The sequence below is a fragment of the Actinoplanes palleronii genome, from assembly GCF_016862315.1.
GTDB classification, from domain to species: Bacteria; Actinomycetota; Actinomycetes; order Mycobacteriales; family Micromonosporaceae; genus Actinoplanes; species Actinoplanes palleronii.
The window spans coordinates 100983-114963 of sequence record NZ_BOMS01000094.1 but is presented as its reverse complement, the minus strand read 5'-3'; the positions used below and the strand labels follow the sequence as shown (position 1 = coordinate 114963).

The 13981-nt window shown below is 71.2% G+C and carries 13 protein-coding genes and 1 pseudogene; 8 read left to right on the top strand and 6 right to left on the bottom strand.

Features of this window, described 5'->3' with window-relative positions; genetic code table 11:
- The 4 genes and pseudogenes from Apa02nite_RS52235 to Apa02nite_RS52435 form a co-directional block, all read left to right on the top strand.
- A pseudogene (locus Apa02nite_RS52235) lies at positions 1-345 on the top strand (zinc-binding dehydrogenase); the annotation flags it as partial.
- A gap of 52 nt (positions 346-397) precedes the next feature.
- On the top strand, positions 398-1267 hold the full coding sequence (locus tag Apa02nite_RS30700; RefSeq protein WP_203828136.1) for a helix-turn-helix transcriptional regulator: 870 nt from the start codon (positions 398-400) through the stop codon (positions 1265-1267).
- Complete coding sequence (locus tag Apa02nite_RS30695; RefSeq protein ID WP_203828135.1) at positions 1264-2325, top strand: spore photoproduct lyase family protein; 1062 nt, start codon at positions 1264-1266, stop codon at positions 2323-2325. The genes Apa02nite_RS30700 and Apa02nite_RS30695 overlap by 4 nt, the downstream gene beginning before the upstream one ends.
- A 1-nt stretch (position 2326) precedes the next feature.
- Positions 2327-3055 (top strand): 2'-5' RNA ligase family protein, encoded by a 729-nt coding sequence (locus Apa02nite_RS52435; protein WP_344574288.1) that lies wholly within the window; start codon positions 2327-2329, stop codon positions 3053-3055.
- Positions 3056-4401: 1346 nt separating this feature from the next.
- Here the strand turns inward: Apa02nite_RS52435 and Apa02nite_RS30685 are convergent.
- Genes Apa02nite_RS30685 through Apa02nite_RS30675 form a run of 3 tightly spaced genes read right to left on the bottom strand, consistent with a single transcriptional unit; the run spans position 4402 to position 6748 of the window.
- Positions 4402-5127 (bottom strand): hypothetical protein, encoded by a 726-nt coding sequence (locus tag Apa02nite_RS30685; protein ID WP_203828133.1) that lies wholly within the window; start codon positions 5125-5127, stop codon positions 4402-4404.
- A 39-nt stretch (positions 5128-5166) separates the two neighbouring features.
- Positions 5167-5946, bottom strand: a complete 780-nt coding sequence (locus tag Apa02nite_RS30680; protein WP_203828132.1) for a nucleotidyltransferase-like protein — start codon at positions 5944-5946, stop codon at positions 5167-5169.
- A 28-nt stretch (positions 5947-5974) separates the two neighbouring features.
- On the bottom strand, positions 5975-6748 hold the full coding sequence (locus tag Apa02nite_RS30675) for a TetR/AcrR family transcriptional regulator (protein ID WP_203828131.1): 774 nt from the start codon (positions 6746-6748) through the stop codon (positions 5975-5977).
- Positions 6749-6793: 45 nt separating this feature from the next.
- Here Apa02nite_RS30675 and Apa02nite_RS30670 point away from each other — a divergent pair, with 45 nt between their 5' ends.
- On the top strand, positions 6794-7597 hold the full coding sequence (locus Apa02nite_RS30670; RefSeq protein ID WP_203828130.1) for an NAD(P)H-binding protein: 804 nt from the start codon (positions 6794-6796) through the stop codon (positions 7595-7597).
- 11 nt (positions 7598-7608) lie between these two features.
- Here Apa02nite_RS30670 and Apa02nite_RS30665 read toward each other — a convergent pair whose 3' ends face one another.
- On the bottom strand, positions 7609-8889 hold the full coding sequence (locus tag Apa02nite_RS30665; RefSeq protein WP_239164678.1) for a multidrug effflux MFS transporter: 1281 nt from the start codon (positions 8887-8889) through the stop codon (positions 7609-7611).
- A 194-nt stretch (positions 8890-9083) separates the two neighbouring features.
- Here Apa02nite_RS30665 and Apa02nite_RS30660 point away from each other — a divergent pair, with 194 nt between their 5' ends.
- Positions 9084-10178: a DUF8189 domain-containing protein gene (locus tag Apa02nite_RS30660; RefSeq protein WP_203828128.1), complete on the top strand. Its 1095-nt coding sequence runs from the start codon at positions 9084-9086 to the stop codon at positions 10176-10178.
- Positions 10179-10207: 29 nt separating this feature from the next.
- Positions 10208-11497: a flavin monoamine oxidase family protein gene (locus Apa02nite_RS30655; RefSeq protein WP_203828127.1), complete on the top strand. Its 1290-nt coding sequence runs from the start codon at positions 10208-10210 to the stop codon at positions 11495-11497.
- A gap of 194 nt (positions 11498-11691) precedes the next feature.
- On the opposite strand, the gene Apa02nite_RS30650 is transcribed toward Apa02nite_RS30655, so the two are convergent.
- The gene (locus tag Apa02nite_RS30650) at positions 11692-11964 is read right to left on the bottom strand and encodes a hypothetical protein (protein ID WP_203828126.1); all 273 of its coding nucleotides are present in this window, start codon (positions 11962-11964) and stop codon (positions 11692-11694) included.
- 63 nt (positions 11965-12027) lie between these two features.
- On the opposite strand from Apa02nite_RS30650, the gene Apa02nite_RS30645 reads away from it, so the two are divergent.
- Positions 12028-12618 carry an ATP-binding protein gene (locus Apa02nite_RS30645; protein ID WP_203828125.1) on the top strand — a complete coding sequence of 197 codons (591 nt, stop codon included), beginning with the start codon at positions 12028-12030 and terminating at the stop codon, positions 12616-12618.
- A gap of 114 nt (positions 12619-12732) precedes the next feature.
- Here Apa02nite_RS30645 and Apa02nite_RS30640 read toward each other — a convergent pair whose 3' ends face one another.
- Positions 12733-13965 carry an MFS transporter gene (locus tag Apa02nite_RS30640; protein ID WP_203828124.1) on the bottom strand — a complete coding sequence of 411 codons (1233 nt, stop codon included), beginning with the start codon at positions 13963-13965 and terminating at the stop codon, positions 12733-12735.
- Between the last annotated feature and the right edge of the window lie 16 nt (positions 13966-13981).

Genomic DNA, 13981 nt, shown 5'->3' with positions numbered 1-13981 from the left:
ACCGGCGGGCACGGCGCGCCGGTCGTGATCGAGGCGGTCGGCACCCGGGACGCCTACGACCAGGCGGTCGGCGTGGTCCGGCCGGGCGGCACGATCAGCCGGGTCGGCGTCCCGCAGTACGACGAAGCCCCGATCGGTGTCGGCAGCCTGTTCCTGCGCAACGTCCGGCTGGCCGGCGGGGCCGCGCCCACCCGCGCCTACATCGAGCAGCTGATGCCCACGATCCTCGACGGCACCGTCAACCCCGGCAAGGTCTTCGACGTCACCACGACCCTCGACGGCACCCCGGACGGCTATCGGGACATGGCCTCCCGCAAGAGCCTCAAGGTCCTGATCACGCCGTGACGGTCATTATCTCAACCCCTTTATCGTACGAACGTAGTCGTACCGTAGGTGCGTGACCAGCAAGGACAACCGCGCCGACGTCCGTGACTTCCTGGCCAGCCGCCGGGGGAGGATCAGCCCTGAGCAGGCCGGTCTCCCGCCCGGCGGCCGGCGACGAGTGCCGGGGCTGCGCCGGGAGGAGGTCGCGGTGCTGGCCGGGGTGAGCACCGAGTGGTACACCCGCCTCGAGAAGGGCCACATCGCCGGCGTCTCCGAGGACGTGCTGGTCGCGGTGGCCCGGGCGCTGCGGCTCGACGACGAGGAGCGGACGTACCTGTTCGACCTGGCCCGGGCCGCACGCCCGTCCGGCCGTCTGCGCGGCTGCCGCGGACCGGTGCCGGTGCCGCCGCAGGTGCAGTGGATGCTCGACGCCATGACGATGAGCGCCGCCGTCGTCACCAACGGGCGCTGGGACGTGCTGGCCGACAACGCGCTGGCCCGGGCGCTCTACGCGCCGATGCTGGCCAACGGGACCAACGTCGCCCGGTATCACTTCCTCGACCCGGGTGCGCGGCACTTCTACGCCGACTGGGAGGCCGCCGCGACCACCGTGGTGGCGTTGCTGCGCGCCGAGGCCAGCCGGTATCCGTGTGACGAGGGGACCCGGGAGCTCGTCGCCGAGATGGGTGCGGCGAGCCCGGAGTTCCGGAGCCGTTGGGCCGCCCACGACATCCTGCTGCGCAACCACGGGACCAAGACGTTCCGGCACCCGGTGGCCGGGCCGATTGAGCTGGCCTACCACTCGATGGAGCTGCCCACCTCGGCGGACGCGCCTCATCTGCTCACCACGTATACCGCCGCGCCGGGTTCGGCGGCCGAGGACCAGCTGCGTTTCCTGGCCAGCTGGGCGACCGAAATGTCGGATACCATGACCCCGTCATGAGCGCTGATCTGTTGGACGTCCGCCGCATCTACTACGAACCGGCCGCTGCCGCCCTGCCCCGCGGCAAGGAGATCCTGGCGCGGTTCCCGGCCGCGCACCTGGTCGAGGTGGAGAGTCACCAGCGGATCCCGGAGCTGTACGGCGACGAGACCAATGTCGACCGCTGGGTGCGGATCAAGCGGGAAGCGCTCGTGCTCGGCGTGAAGAAGACCCTGACCGCCCGCCCGAACGGCCGCTCGGCCGACTTCATCGCCCCGTCCACCGCGAACGGGTGCGCGATGGCCTGCGCGTACTGCTACGTCCCGCGCCACAAGGGATACAGCAACCCGATCACGGTCTTCGCCAACATCGACAAGATCTCCGGGTACGTCACCCGGCACGCCGCGCGGCAGGGCGTCAAGCCGCAGCCGAACGAGTGCGACCCGTCCGCCTGGGTCTACGACATCGGCGAGAACTCCGACTGCAGCGTCGACGCGCGGATCAGCGACAACGTCCGTGACCTGGTCGAGGTGTTCCGCTGGCTGCCGCACGCGAAGGCCTCGTTCGCCACCAAGCACGTCAACCGCGACCTGCTCGGCTGGGATCCCCTCGGCCGCACCCGGATCCGCTTCTCCCTGATGCCGCACCCCGACGCGAAGCTCCTCGACATCCGCACGTCCCCGATCGCCGACCGGATCGCCGCCATCGACGACTTCGTAGCGGCCGGCTACGAGGTCCACGTCAACTTCAGCCCGGTCGTGGTCCGCCCCGGCTGGCTCGCCGACTGGGCTGAGCTGCTGGACCAGTTGGACGCCGGCATCGGCCCGGCGGCGAAGTCCCAGCTGGCCGCCGAGGTCATCTTCCTGACCCACAACAAGGACCTGCACGAGGTCAACCTGGGCTGGCACCCGAAGGCCGAGGACCTGATCTGGCGCCCCGAGCTGCAACAGCCGAAACTCTCCCAGAACGGCTCCTGGAACGTCCGCTACCGCACCGGCGCCAAAGGCCAGTACGTCTCCGCCCTGCGAGACCTGATCGCCTCCCGGACCCCGTATTGCCGAGTCCGCTACGCGTTCTGACATGCACACCGTCGAACTCCTCCTGGACCCGGAGTCAGAGCAGACCATTCGCCGCTGCTGGTCCCGCCTGCACAGCGCGGGCCTGCCAAGCCTGGCCACCCACCCCCACCCCACCAACCGCCCCCACCTGACCCTCCTGAAAACCTCGTCCCTGGCTTTCCTCCTCCAGCCCTTGCCCGCGCCCCCGGATTTCTCCCGGTCCGCACCCGCACCCGCACCCGCACCCGCACCCGCACCCGCCCTTTCCTCTCCGCCCACCCTTTCCTCTGCACCCGCCCTTTCCTCTCCGCCCGCCTTTTCCTCTCCGCCCGCAGCTGAGACCTTGCCTCCGCTGGCGCCCGCGCCTTCGTCAGCGGCCTCGCCCGCGTCTCCACCATCGTCTCCGGCAGCGAGGCCGCTTTCGGCCTCGCTCGTGTTGTCGCTGCCGTTGACGGCGACCCTCGGGGCAGCGCGGATGCTCGGCCGGGCCCTGGTCCTTCCCGTGGAGCCAACCGCCGAACTGCGGGACCTCCATCGCCAGGCGTGGTCGACCCTCCCGGACCCGTGGCCACCTCCGGAGGACTGGATCCCACACCTCAGCCTCGCCCTGAACGTCCCCACCCCGGCCCGCGCCGCCGCGGTAGCGCTCTTCACCACCGACGCCCCGATCCACGGCCACTTCGTGTCAGCCCGCAGCTACAACACCGAGACCCGCACCCTGACCAACCTCACCAACCTCCCTCCGGCCTGAAGCCCAAGCCCGCGCCCCACCGAGCACCCCCGAAACCAGCAGGCACCGCGCAAGCCAGCAGCACCGCGCAAACCAGCAGGTGCCCTGCGAGCCAGCAGGCACCGCGCGAATCGGCAGCGACCATAAGCGACATCGCCCGACCTCGTGCCTCCCGATGACCGCACACCAGCACCCGTGCGAATGCGACTTCAGCCGGCGTGAACCCTCACATTATTTTGCGTCAAGAAGTGCGAGTCTGGATTGATGGCGTATTTAAGGGCAGAAAAGGCATGGTGGCCCTCGCGTTGAACCTGTCTTGTCTCTGACGGCAGTAATCTGGTCAGGTCTTGACGGCTGGTACAACAATGTTCGGCTCTCGCTCAACGTCATCAGAATGTCGCGCGCATCAATTCGGGAAAGTCGATGTGGCCTCGCCGCGCCGCCGCCCACGGCTTTCCCGCCTTCGGAGTGCGGCGGGCGTGCAACCAGCCGCGGCGGCCGTAGCCCGGTTGAGGCCAGCCGGATCGCGTTCCGGCCGGCCGGCACCACACCAGCGATGCGAACCGGGCCGCTCCGGGGAGCCGAAAGCAGCCCTCCGGGCAGGGGCCGCGTCACGACCGGCCGCATGGCCGCGGCCGCAAGCAGTCGCCCACCTTCATCAGCGTTCATCTGCGGCAGGCCCTCCGGGGTCGGATCTTCCCTGGTAGCGGGAGTTACCTGCGGCACCGAGCCCGCTGGTCGCCCTTGCCGGGCAGCCCGGGTGGACTCAGCTCGTGCGGCCGGGCAGGCGAGTCGGTCCTGCGCGGCGTGCCGCATCGGCCCGACCTGAGTAGCCGGTCCGACCTGCGCGGCCGATCGTGCCTGTTGGGCTTGGGCGGTCGGCCGTGCCGGATCGGCCTGGGTGGCCGGCCACCCAGGTCCGGCATGAGCAGACGGCCGGACCTGAGCGCCCGATGGGGCGGCCTGTGGTCGGCTGTTGCTGGCGACGGATGCGAGATGCGGCTCCGCGCGGGCCCGCTCGATGCGCTGCAACTTCTCGGCGTGACGTCGGCATAGTCCGAAAGCGCGACGACGTTCATGCGCGCGGCGGAATGCGTCGCGGTCAGGGGAATAATGGCGAGCCGCGGTCCGGTCCCGCATTCCCGCTATCTCGGCCCTGCCGAATAATGATAACTGCCGCATGAGTCCATTGTTCCCGACCCGTGCGCCGTCATGTCAGTATTCGATCATGCCAAACGCAAATTTCCGCAATAACCGACCCATGAATCGCACCCTGACCTCAGAAAACAATGCGATCCAGACGGCCTGCACCCCGCGCGGCAATTAACATAATCGCGGCCGCAGGGCCGCAGGGCCGCAGGGCGGCCCTATTGTGCCGGACCCGCCCCATCGCTCCCGGCCCCAGGATCCCTCGGTCTTCCTTGCGCCGGAGGCTGCGCGGAGGGTTTGAGGGAAGACCGCTTCGAGGGTTCGGCGGCGGGCCGCGCGATGGGAATAACGGGAGGCTGCGCCGACGGCGAGGCGGCAGGCCGCGCGGAACGCCTACCGGCAGACCCCGCGGACGACGTGACCGCAGGTGGCCGCACCGGAAACCGTCCCTGCCCCAGCGCCGCCCGCATCACCGCCACGCAATGATCCCTGGCCACATCCACCCGCACCCGCGTGTAGTGCTCTTCCAGGTTCATCTCCGGATCGGTCGTCCGCACCGGCTTCTGCCAGGCCACCTTCATCTGCTCGCCCACTTCGGCCTTGGCCTCGTTGGCCAGCAGCCGATAGGCCGCCGCCACCGCCGGCGCCTCGATGTCGAGCAGCGCCTGATGGAAGGCGAGCCGCGAATAGATCCGGCTCACCTCCTCGGTGAGCTGCTGCCGCCCGTCCAACGTCCCCGACCGCCGCCGGATCCGATAAGGCATCTCCGCGTAGTCCTCGATCACGCTGAGCGCCTCGCCGAACGCCAGCGCCCGCCGGTCCCGCCGCGCCACCCGCCGGTTCAGGGCGTAGGTCAGCAGCGCCACCAGTGCCGCCCCGAAGATCGCAATGACCGGCGAGAGCACCACCGCCGTCTGCGCGGCCGTCCACGTCACGCCGCTCACGTCAGCTGCAAACGTCATGCCGCGGCTACCGCCCGAGGTTCAGATCTGGTGAAGGACGTCGATGATCCTGCCAGCCGCACCGGCATCCCATTGATCCGGCCCCGGCCCGAACAGCCGGTTGATGCCGTTCTGGCACGGCAGCGCCCCGAACCCCACCGGATCCTCCCGCCAGCACCGCCCCAGCCACTCCCACGCCTCCTGATAGGAGCCGCGGAGATAGACCTCGTCGGGCACGTTGTACAGCAGGCACTCGATCAGATAGGACGGCGCGATCCCCTCGGCGAAGAAGTCGGCCCCCCGCCGGGCCCGCTTGGCTGTCCGGACCGCCTCCTTGAACCGCCCGCCGGTCCGCAGGTCCTTGGCGTCACCGTTGCGCCGATGCTGCTTGGGGAAGTTGACGATCGGCCGGCCTTCCCGGTCGAGGAAGTAGACCCCCTGCTCGTAACGGTCGCCGGTATACCGCCGGAAATCCGTCGCGACGAGGATGTCGACCATCTCGCCGAAGAGCGAGTCCGGGTTGTCGACATTCAAACAACGACGACCCATGCGTACGACAAAAGACTCGCCCAGCGCCGCCATCACCTCGTCGCGGAACCCGGTCCAGCCGCCGGGTGAGGCGACCGGGGAGCGCAGCATCAGCACCAGGTCGATGTCGCTGGCCTCGTCGATGAACGTGTTGTTGACTCGTGACCCCTGGCCGAAGATCTCGTACGTCCGCGGGTCGATCAGCCCCGACCGCCGCAGCGCCCCGTCCAGCACACTCTCGGCCCAGGGCAGCAGAAAAGCGCCGGACGCCGGAAGCACCCTCGCGGGAGCCATCAACCGTCCCTGCTGGTCATGCCGCCAATTATGCATCTCCGGCCGTTCTGGGCCACGAGTCACGTGACACCGCATGCCCCGCCTCCGTTTCGATGCCGTCGAGCAGCAGGCACAACCCGTACTCATAAGGGTCTTGTTCCTGCGCCTCGAAACCGCCGCCGTTCCACACCGTGGTCATCGTCGGGTGTGCCGCGGCGTCGAACCAGGTCTCCCACAGCTCGCCGCGCTGCTGCCACCACGTGGCGGTGGTGAGCCCGGTGGCCCGGCTGATCAGCGTGTTCTCGGCCTCCAGGCGGGCGGCGGCGGTGATGTGGCCGGCGAGGGTGAGCGCCGCCGCGTCGAGCCGGCCGATCGGCAGGCCCAGGGCGGCGACCGTGGCCAGCATGTACTCGCGTTCGGCGAGCATGCCGGGCCCGATCGGTGGCCGGACCGGTGACACCCGGGCGAGCCAGGGATGTGCCCGGTACATCGCGAACGTCCGATCGGCGTAGAACCGCACCCGCTCGCGGAACTCCACCGGCGCCGCACCGGCCAGCCCCCGGTCGCCGAACACCTCGTCCACCATCAGGTCGACCAGGTCGTCCCGGGACGGCACGTACGTGTACAGCGTCATCGTGGCCACGGACAGCTCGGCGGCGATGCCGGCCATCGACGCGGCGTCCAGGCCGGACGCGTCGGCGAGGCGGATGGCGGTCGCCACCACCAGGTCGACGCTGAGCCGCGGCGGCCGCCCGGCCGCCTTGCGCGCCGGGATCGAGCGTCGCCAGAGCAGCGGCAGAATCCGCCCGGTGAAGTCGGCCATGATTCCGTATATGCTACGGGAACCATTACCGTAGGGGGTACGAGAATGAAGATCCTGGTCACCGGCGCCACCGGCAACGTGGGCCGGATGGTGGTCGACGAGCTGCTCGCCCTCGGCGCGGAGGACATCCGCGCGCTCACCGTCGACCCGGCGCGAGCCGGTCTGCCGCCCGGGGTGGAGGTGGTCCGCGGCTTCCTGGGCAGGGTCGAGACGATGTCGGCCGCGCTGGCGGGCGTCGACGTGATGTACCTGGCTCCGCACCCGCCGACCGTGGCCGAGGTGTGCCGGCTGGCCGCCGAGGCCGGTGTCGGCCGGATCGTCGACCTCGCGGGCGCCAAGGGCGATCACTGGCAGGTGGTCGAGGACGGTGTCGAGGCGTCCGGCGTGCCGTTCACCCATCTCGAGCCGGGCGAGTTCATGGCCAACGCGACGCTCTGGTCCGCGCAGATCCGGGCCGGCGACGTGGTCCGGGACACCTGCGGCGACGCGGCCAACGCGCCGATCGCGCAGGAGGACATCGCCGCGGTCGCCGCCCGGGTGATCGTCGAGCCCGGGCACGCCGGCCGATCGTATGAGATGACCGGCCCGGAGTCGCTCACCCGCCGGGAGAAGGTCGAGCGGATCGGCCGGGCGCTGGGCCGCCGGCTGACCTACGTCGACCTGCCCCGCACCGAGGCCATCGCCCAGTTCGAGCAGGCCATGGGGGAGTATGCCGAGTGGTATGTCGACGGGTTGGCGGTCCTGGCCGAGCACCCGCAGGCGGCCGTTCCCACGGTCGCTGAGCTGCTGGGGCGCCCGGCCACGACGTTCCAGGAATGGGCCCGGCACAACGCCGACCTGTTCCGCTGAAACGAGGTGAATCAGTGAGCGACGACCACCACGTGATCAAGCCGCTCGACCGGCAGGCGGTGCGGCTGGACCACCAGGAAGCAGACGAGCGTCGCGGCCAGCATGCCGCCGAAGACGACCACGGCCATCGCGACCGCGCCGACCCCGAGCACCCCGACCAGCGGTGCGGCCAGCGCGCCCACACCGAACTGCACCGCGCCGAGCAGGGCCGCCGCGGTGCCGGCCGCCTCGCCGTGCCGGGACAACGCCAGGGCGGGCGCGTTCGGCATGGCCAGCCCGACCATGGCCAGCACCAGCCAGAGCGGGATCAGGATGCCGACCAGGCCACCGATCCCGGTCGCGGCCAGCACCAGCATCGCCAGGCCGAAGCCGAGCCCGGCCACCAGCGAGCCCGCCATGATCTGCTGCGGTGTCCACCAGCGCAGCAGCCGCACGTTGGCCTGGGTGGCACCGATCAGGCCGACCGCGCCACCCGCGAAGATCAGCGCGAACTGCTGCTCGCTCATGCCGTACTCATCCTGAAAAACGTAGGAAGAACCACTGACGTAGGCGAAGAGCGCCGCCATCGCGAGTCCCGCCACCAGGATCAGCCCTACGTAGACCCGGTCGGTGAACAGCCGGCCGTAGTCGCGGACGGTGCCGAGCACCCCGCCGTTGCGGCGCCGGCTGACCGGCAGAGTCTCCGGCAGCACCACCGCGGCCGCCGTCATGATCCCGGCGCCGGCGACGGTCAGCACCACGAAAACGCCGCGCCAGGACGTCCAGGTCAGCACGAGCCCGCCGATGGTCGGCGCGAGGATCGGTGCCACCCCGACCACGAGCATCAGCCGGGAGAAGAGCCGGGCCGCGGAGTTCCCGTCGAAGAGATCCCGCACGATCGCCATCGCCACCACGGCCGCCGCGGCGGCGCCCAATCCCTGCAGCACCCGCAGCGTGCCGAGCAGCGCCAGGTTCGGGGCGAAGACGCAGAGGATCGAGGCGAGCACGTGCACCGCGATGCCGGTGAGCAGCGGCACCCGCCGCCCGATCGCGTCGGAGAGCGGGCCGACGAGCAGCTGGCCGAACGCCAGGCCGACGAGCGTGCCGGTCAGCGTGAGCTGCACGGCCGCCGCGGTACTGTGCATGTCGTCGGTGATCGTCGGCAGCGACGGCAGGTACATGTCGATGGTGAGCGGCCCGAGTGCGGTGAGCAGGCCGAGCACGAGAACGATCCGGAAGCGGCGTCCGAGCGGGAGCCGTTCGCCAGGGGACAGGTCGTCGTCGGGCGGGGTCAGGGTGCGAGGTTGGGCCACGACTCTCGACAAGGTGTTCCGTGCCCGGGTTCTTCCGCCCGGAGGGCATTTGGTAACGGTGGTCACTTGTTCTTCGTTAGCCGTTTCCCCAGCACCGGGGCGTGCCATCGCGTCGCGACCGGGTCAGATCGCCGACGGCAACCTTGCCCGCGGCGCGTGCCGGAGGAGCGTTCGGGTGCAGAGGAGGCATCCCGATGATCGGATTCACCAGCACCGCCACCTGCCTGGACCGCGACAGCCGCCGCCACCTGTTTGCGACCGCCGACGCCGGCGAACCCCTCCCGGCCGTGTGGCACTCCGCGGAGACCCGCCCCGGCGAGTGGTCCGACTGGGCGCCGCTGGGCCGGCTCCGAGGCAGCTACCTGCAGGTTTGTGCCGACCAGGCCGGGGACGGCCGGATCGCCGTGCTGGCCCTCCCGGCGAGTCCCGGCGAGAAGTTCGGCTACCTCAGTCAGCGGCCCGACGGATCCTTCGGCGGCTGGGAACGCCTCGACGCGCCGCCCTCGACCAGCCACGCCCACTCCCTGGCTCTCGTGCACGGCCCCGAGGGCCGGGCCGAGGTGTTCCTCGGCACCTACGACGACGGCCCCTGGCACTGCCGGCAGGACCCGGCCGGCCGGTGGGGCGCCTGGACGCCGTTGCGCCGGCCACCCGGCGGGGCCGACCTGGCGATCGAGGGGCTGACCGTCGCCCGGACCGCGGCCGGCGGCTTCGCGGTGTTCGTGGCGACCGCGTCGGGCACCGGCCGCGTGCTGTGGTCGACCGGGCAGGACCGGCCGGGTGGGACGTGGTCCGAGTGGCTGTCGCTCGGCCGCTACCCGAGCGATCTCACACCGTCGACCATCGTCGTGCACCACCACGTGAGCGGCCGGCTCCAGGTGCTGGTCACGGCCGGCCGCGAGGTGCGCTACCGGGCCCAGGCCGACCGCGACGACCTGCGGTCCTGGCTGCCGTGGCAGTTCTGGCCGATCCCGTCGGACGAGCTTCGCGAGCTGGTCGCGGCGTTCGACGAGATCGGCGACACCGTCGTGGTGGCCACCACGGTCGACGGCGAACCGCTCTGGCAGAAGCAGGAGACGCCGCTGGGCTCGGGCTGGCAGCGCTGGGCGCGGTACCCGAACCCGGCCGGTGAGCCGATCCACGCGCTGCACGCCGGGCTCACCACCGATCGGCGACTCCGGCTTTTCGCCATCGGACGAAAAACCTCGACAGTGTACGAACTGAGCAAGGCCGGCGCGGCCCCGTGGCACCTGCAGCACCAGTGGCCGGCCCCGAAACCCGCAGGCTGAGAACCGGCAGGTGAGATAGCCTCCCGGCCATGTCGATCACGGCTCGTCTCCTCGGCTCAGCGGTCTCCCACTGGGGCGACGACCCGTGGGCGGGTGGCTCGTGGAGCCTGATCGGCCGGCACGGCACCCCGCAGGACCGGATCACTCTGGGCACCCCGGTCGGTGACCGGCTGCGCATCGCCGGGGAGGCCACCCATCCGACGCGCGCCGGGATGACTCACGGTGCGTACGAACAAGGTCTTGCGGCCGCGACCTGGGCGATCAACCTCGGTCATCGCCGGGTCGCCGTGATCGGCGCCGGGATGGCCGGCCTCGCCGCGTCACGCGCCCTGACCGACAGCGGTCTCGCGGCCCCGATCTGGGAGGCCCGCGACCGGATCGGCGGCCGCACCGCCGGCGCCGACGTGGCCGGCGGCGCCTTCGACCTGGGCGCCAACTGGCTCCAGCAGTACGACGCCAACATCCTGGCCCGCCTCGCCGAACACCTCGGCCTGACCACGATCCCCACCGACTTCACCGACCCGCTCGTCCTCCCGTCCCGCCCCGGCCTCTCGCTGGGCGACGACTCCTCGCCGGGCGGCGGCCCCGCATCCGGCGGTGATCTCTCGGCTGGCGGTGATCTTGACGGGGAGCTGCGGAAACGGCTTGCCGGGGCGGCTGAGGGCGCGAGTGTCGCCGACGTGCTCGACACGTGGCTGCGGGATCCGGGGCCGTGGACCGCGGCTGAGGTCCGCCGGTTCGTCGACGCCGAGATCGTCATGGACACCGGTGTGCCGCTGTCCTGGCTCAGCGCCCGGCACGGCTTCGAACCCGGTGTCGGCGAGGGCGACCGCTGGATCGTCGGTGGCTACCGCCTGCTCACCACCCACCTCGCCGCCGGCCTCGACATCCGCCTGCAGAGCCCGGTCCAGCACGTCCGCGTCAATCCCGGCGGCGTCGTGCTGACCTGCGGCGTTGTCACCGGCCACGCCGACGCCGTGATCGTCACCGCCCCGGTGCCGGTCCTGGCCGCGGACACGATCACGTTCGAGCCGCCGCTGCCGGACTCCCACCGCCTCGCCCTGTCCCACCTCTGCGCGGGCCGCGTGGAGAAGGTGATCCTGCGCTTCGACGAGCGCTTCTGGCCGGAACACGGCTACTACCGCGTCCACGGCCCGTCCGACACCTGCATCAGCGAATGGCTCGACGCCACCGCCGCCGACGGCCTACCCACCCTGGTCGGCCTGTTCGCCGGCCCCTGGCTCGACACCCTCTGGACCGGCCCGGACCCCGACATCGCCGCCCGAGCCACCGCCATCATCCGCGCCGCGACCACCTGACCCTGCCGCCGGAGGAGCTGCGCGTCGAGGCGGTGGCGCCGGGCGGGCTCACCGTCGTACGAGAAAAGTCTGTTGGTCTGACCGGAACTGAGCAGGCTGCGGCGTCGCGGCCGCCGACCTCGACCCCGGATCCGCGTCGCGTTGAGCGATCCGGACCGCTTCCTGTCGCCTTGGCGTCGCCGCGGCCCGGGTGGTCAGTCGGTGGATTCGAGGACCAGGACGACCATGTCCAGCAGGCGTTGGAAGTAGAACCGGGACGGGCCGGTGAGCTGTGGGATCGCGTGGATGAGCTGCTGCTCCTGCTCCGCGAGGCTGGTCCAGCGGGCGTCGTCGAGGGCGCCGTCGTTGGTCAGCCAGATGTGTACGGAGCCGGCCGCGAGCGAGTCGACAAGCGCCAGGTCCTCCCGGCCGCGGGGGTACTGGGCGGACGCGTGGATCCGGTAGATCTCGGCGAGGCGACGGTTCATCGGGAGTCAGTATGGGCCGAAACCTGGTCGCGCGTGGGTGGGGCGGCTGGATAGGGTCGCGGCGTGACCGGGACACTGCTGCTGATCGTCGGGCCGTCCGCCGTGGGGAAGATGACCGTGGGCCAGGAGGTCGCGGCCCGGACCGGGTTGCGGCTGTTCCACAACCACATGGCGATCGAGCCGGTGATGACGTTCTTCCCGTTCGGCACGCCGGCGTTCGGGCGGCTGGTGGACGGGTTCCGGCGCAACATCATCGAAGAGGTGGCCGCCAGCGACCTGCCCGGGTTGATCTTCACGTTCGTGTGGGCGTTCGACCACGAGGAGGACCACGCGACGGTTCAGGAGTACATCGAGCCGTTCCGCAGCCGGGGTGGCCGGGTCGTCTTCGTGGAGTTGCAGGCCGACCAGGAGGAGCGGCTGCTGCGCAACGTCGGGGAGTCCCGGCTGGCCGCCAAGCCGTCCAAACGGGACGTGGAATGGTCGCGGAACAACCTGCTCGAGATGGACGCGAACTACCAGCTCGCCTCGCAGGGCCGCTTCGACGGCCGCGACGACTACCTGCTCCTGGACACCACCGGTTCGACGGCGGCCGAGGTGGCCGACACGGTGATCGCCCACTTCGACCTGCCGAAACTCGACCCGGTCACGGCCTGATCCCCGCAGGCCGGCCATGGTCAGATCTGGTCACAGCCTGATCGATCAGCGCGGGGCCGTGGTCGGATCTGGTCACGGCCTGATCGATCAGCGCGGGGCCGTGGTCGGATTCGGTCACGGCCTGGACGACCAGCGGCCGCCGGTCGTCGCGGCCGGGTCCGGCTGGCGGCGGCCGGCCGCCGCGACGAACGGGATCACCGCGAGGGCCAGCAGACCGCCGACGATGGACAGGGCGGCATAGCTGGTCGCGGCCATCAGCACGCCGCTGCCCAGCCCGGCCGCCGCGCCGGACAGGGCGATGCCCAGGTCGGCCGCGCCCTGGGTCTTCGCCCGGGATCGCTGCGGCACCGCATCGGTGATCATGGCGGTGCCGGACACCAGGCCGAGGTTCCAGCCCAGGCCGAGCAGGGCCAGGGCGACGGTGAGCAGGGCGACCGAGCCCTCCGGTGCGGTCGCCGAGACCAGTCCGGCGGCGAGCAGGGTGACACCGGCCGCGATCGCGACCGGGGTGCGCCCGACCCGGTCGACCAGATAGCCGGTGAGCGGCGACGGCAGGAACATCGCGGCGATGTGCACCGCGATCACCAGCCCGGTCGCGCTCAGCCCGTGCCCGTGGGCCTGCATGTGCACCGGCGTCATGGTCATCACGGCGACCATCACGATCTGGGTGAGCACCATGGTCGCCACGCCCGCGACCACCCCGGGCCCGCCGGTCGGCGGCTCGTCGGCGGGTGCCGACGCCTCCGCGGCTGCCAGGGCGGACGTGAGCGGATCGGGCCGCAGCAGCGCGAAGATGACCACGGCGGCCAGCGCGTACGCGACCGCGGCCAGGGCGAACGGGCCGGCCAGCGCCGGGATGCCCCAGCCGCTGGCGATCCGGCCGGTGACCGCGACCAGGTTCGGCCCGGCGACCGCGCCGAACGTCGTCGCGACCAGCACCGAACTCACCGCCGACCCGCGCCGCCGGGGCTCGGCCAGGTCGGCGCCGGCGTAGCGGGCCTGCAGGTTGGTGGCGCTCCCCGCGCCGTAGATCAGCAGGGCCGGCAGCAGCAGCGACACGCTGCCGAGCACCGCCGCGAGCACCACGCCGGCGCTGCCGAGCGCGCCCGCGACGTACCCCGCGGTCAGCCCGGCGCGCCGGCCGAGCCGCTGGGAGAGCCGGCCGACGCCGAGCGCGGCGCCGGCCGACCCGACCGTGAACAGCACCGACGGCAACCCGGAGAGGCTGGTGGTGCCGAGCATCTCGGCGGCCAGCAACGATCCGACGGTGACACCGGCGGCCAGCCCGGCGCCGCTGAACACCTGCGAGAACATCACCACGGCGATCGTGCGCCGATACGGGCTCATCGATCGATCACTATGC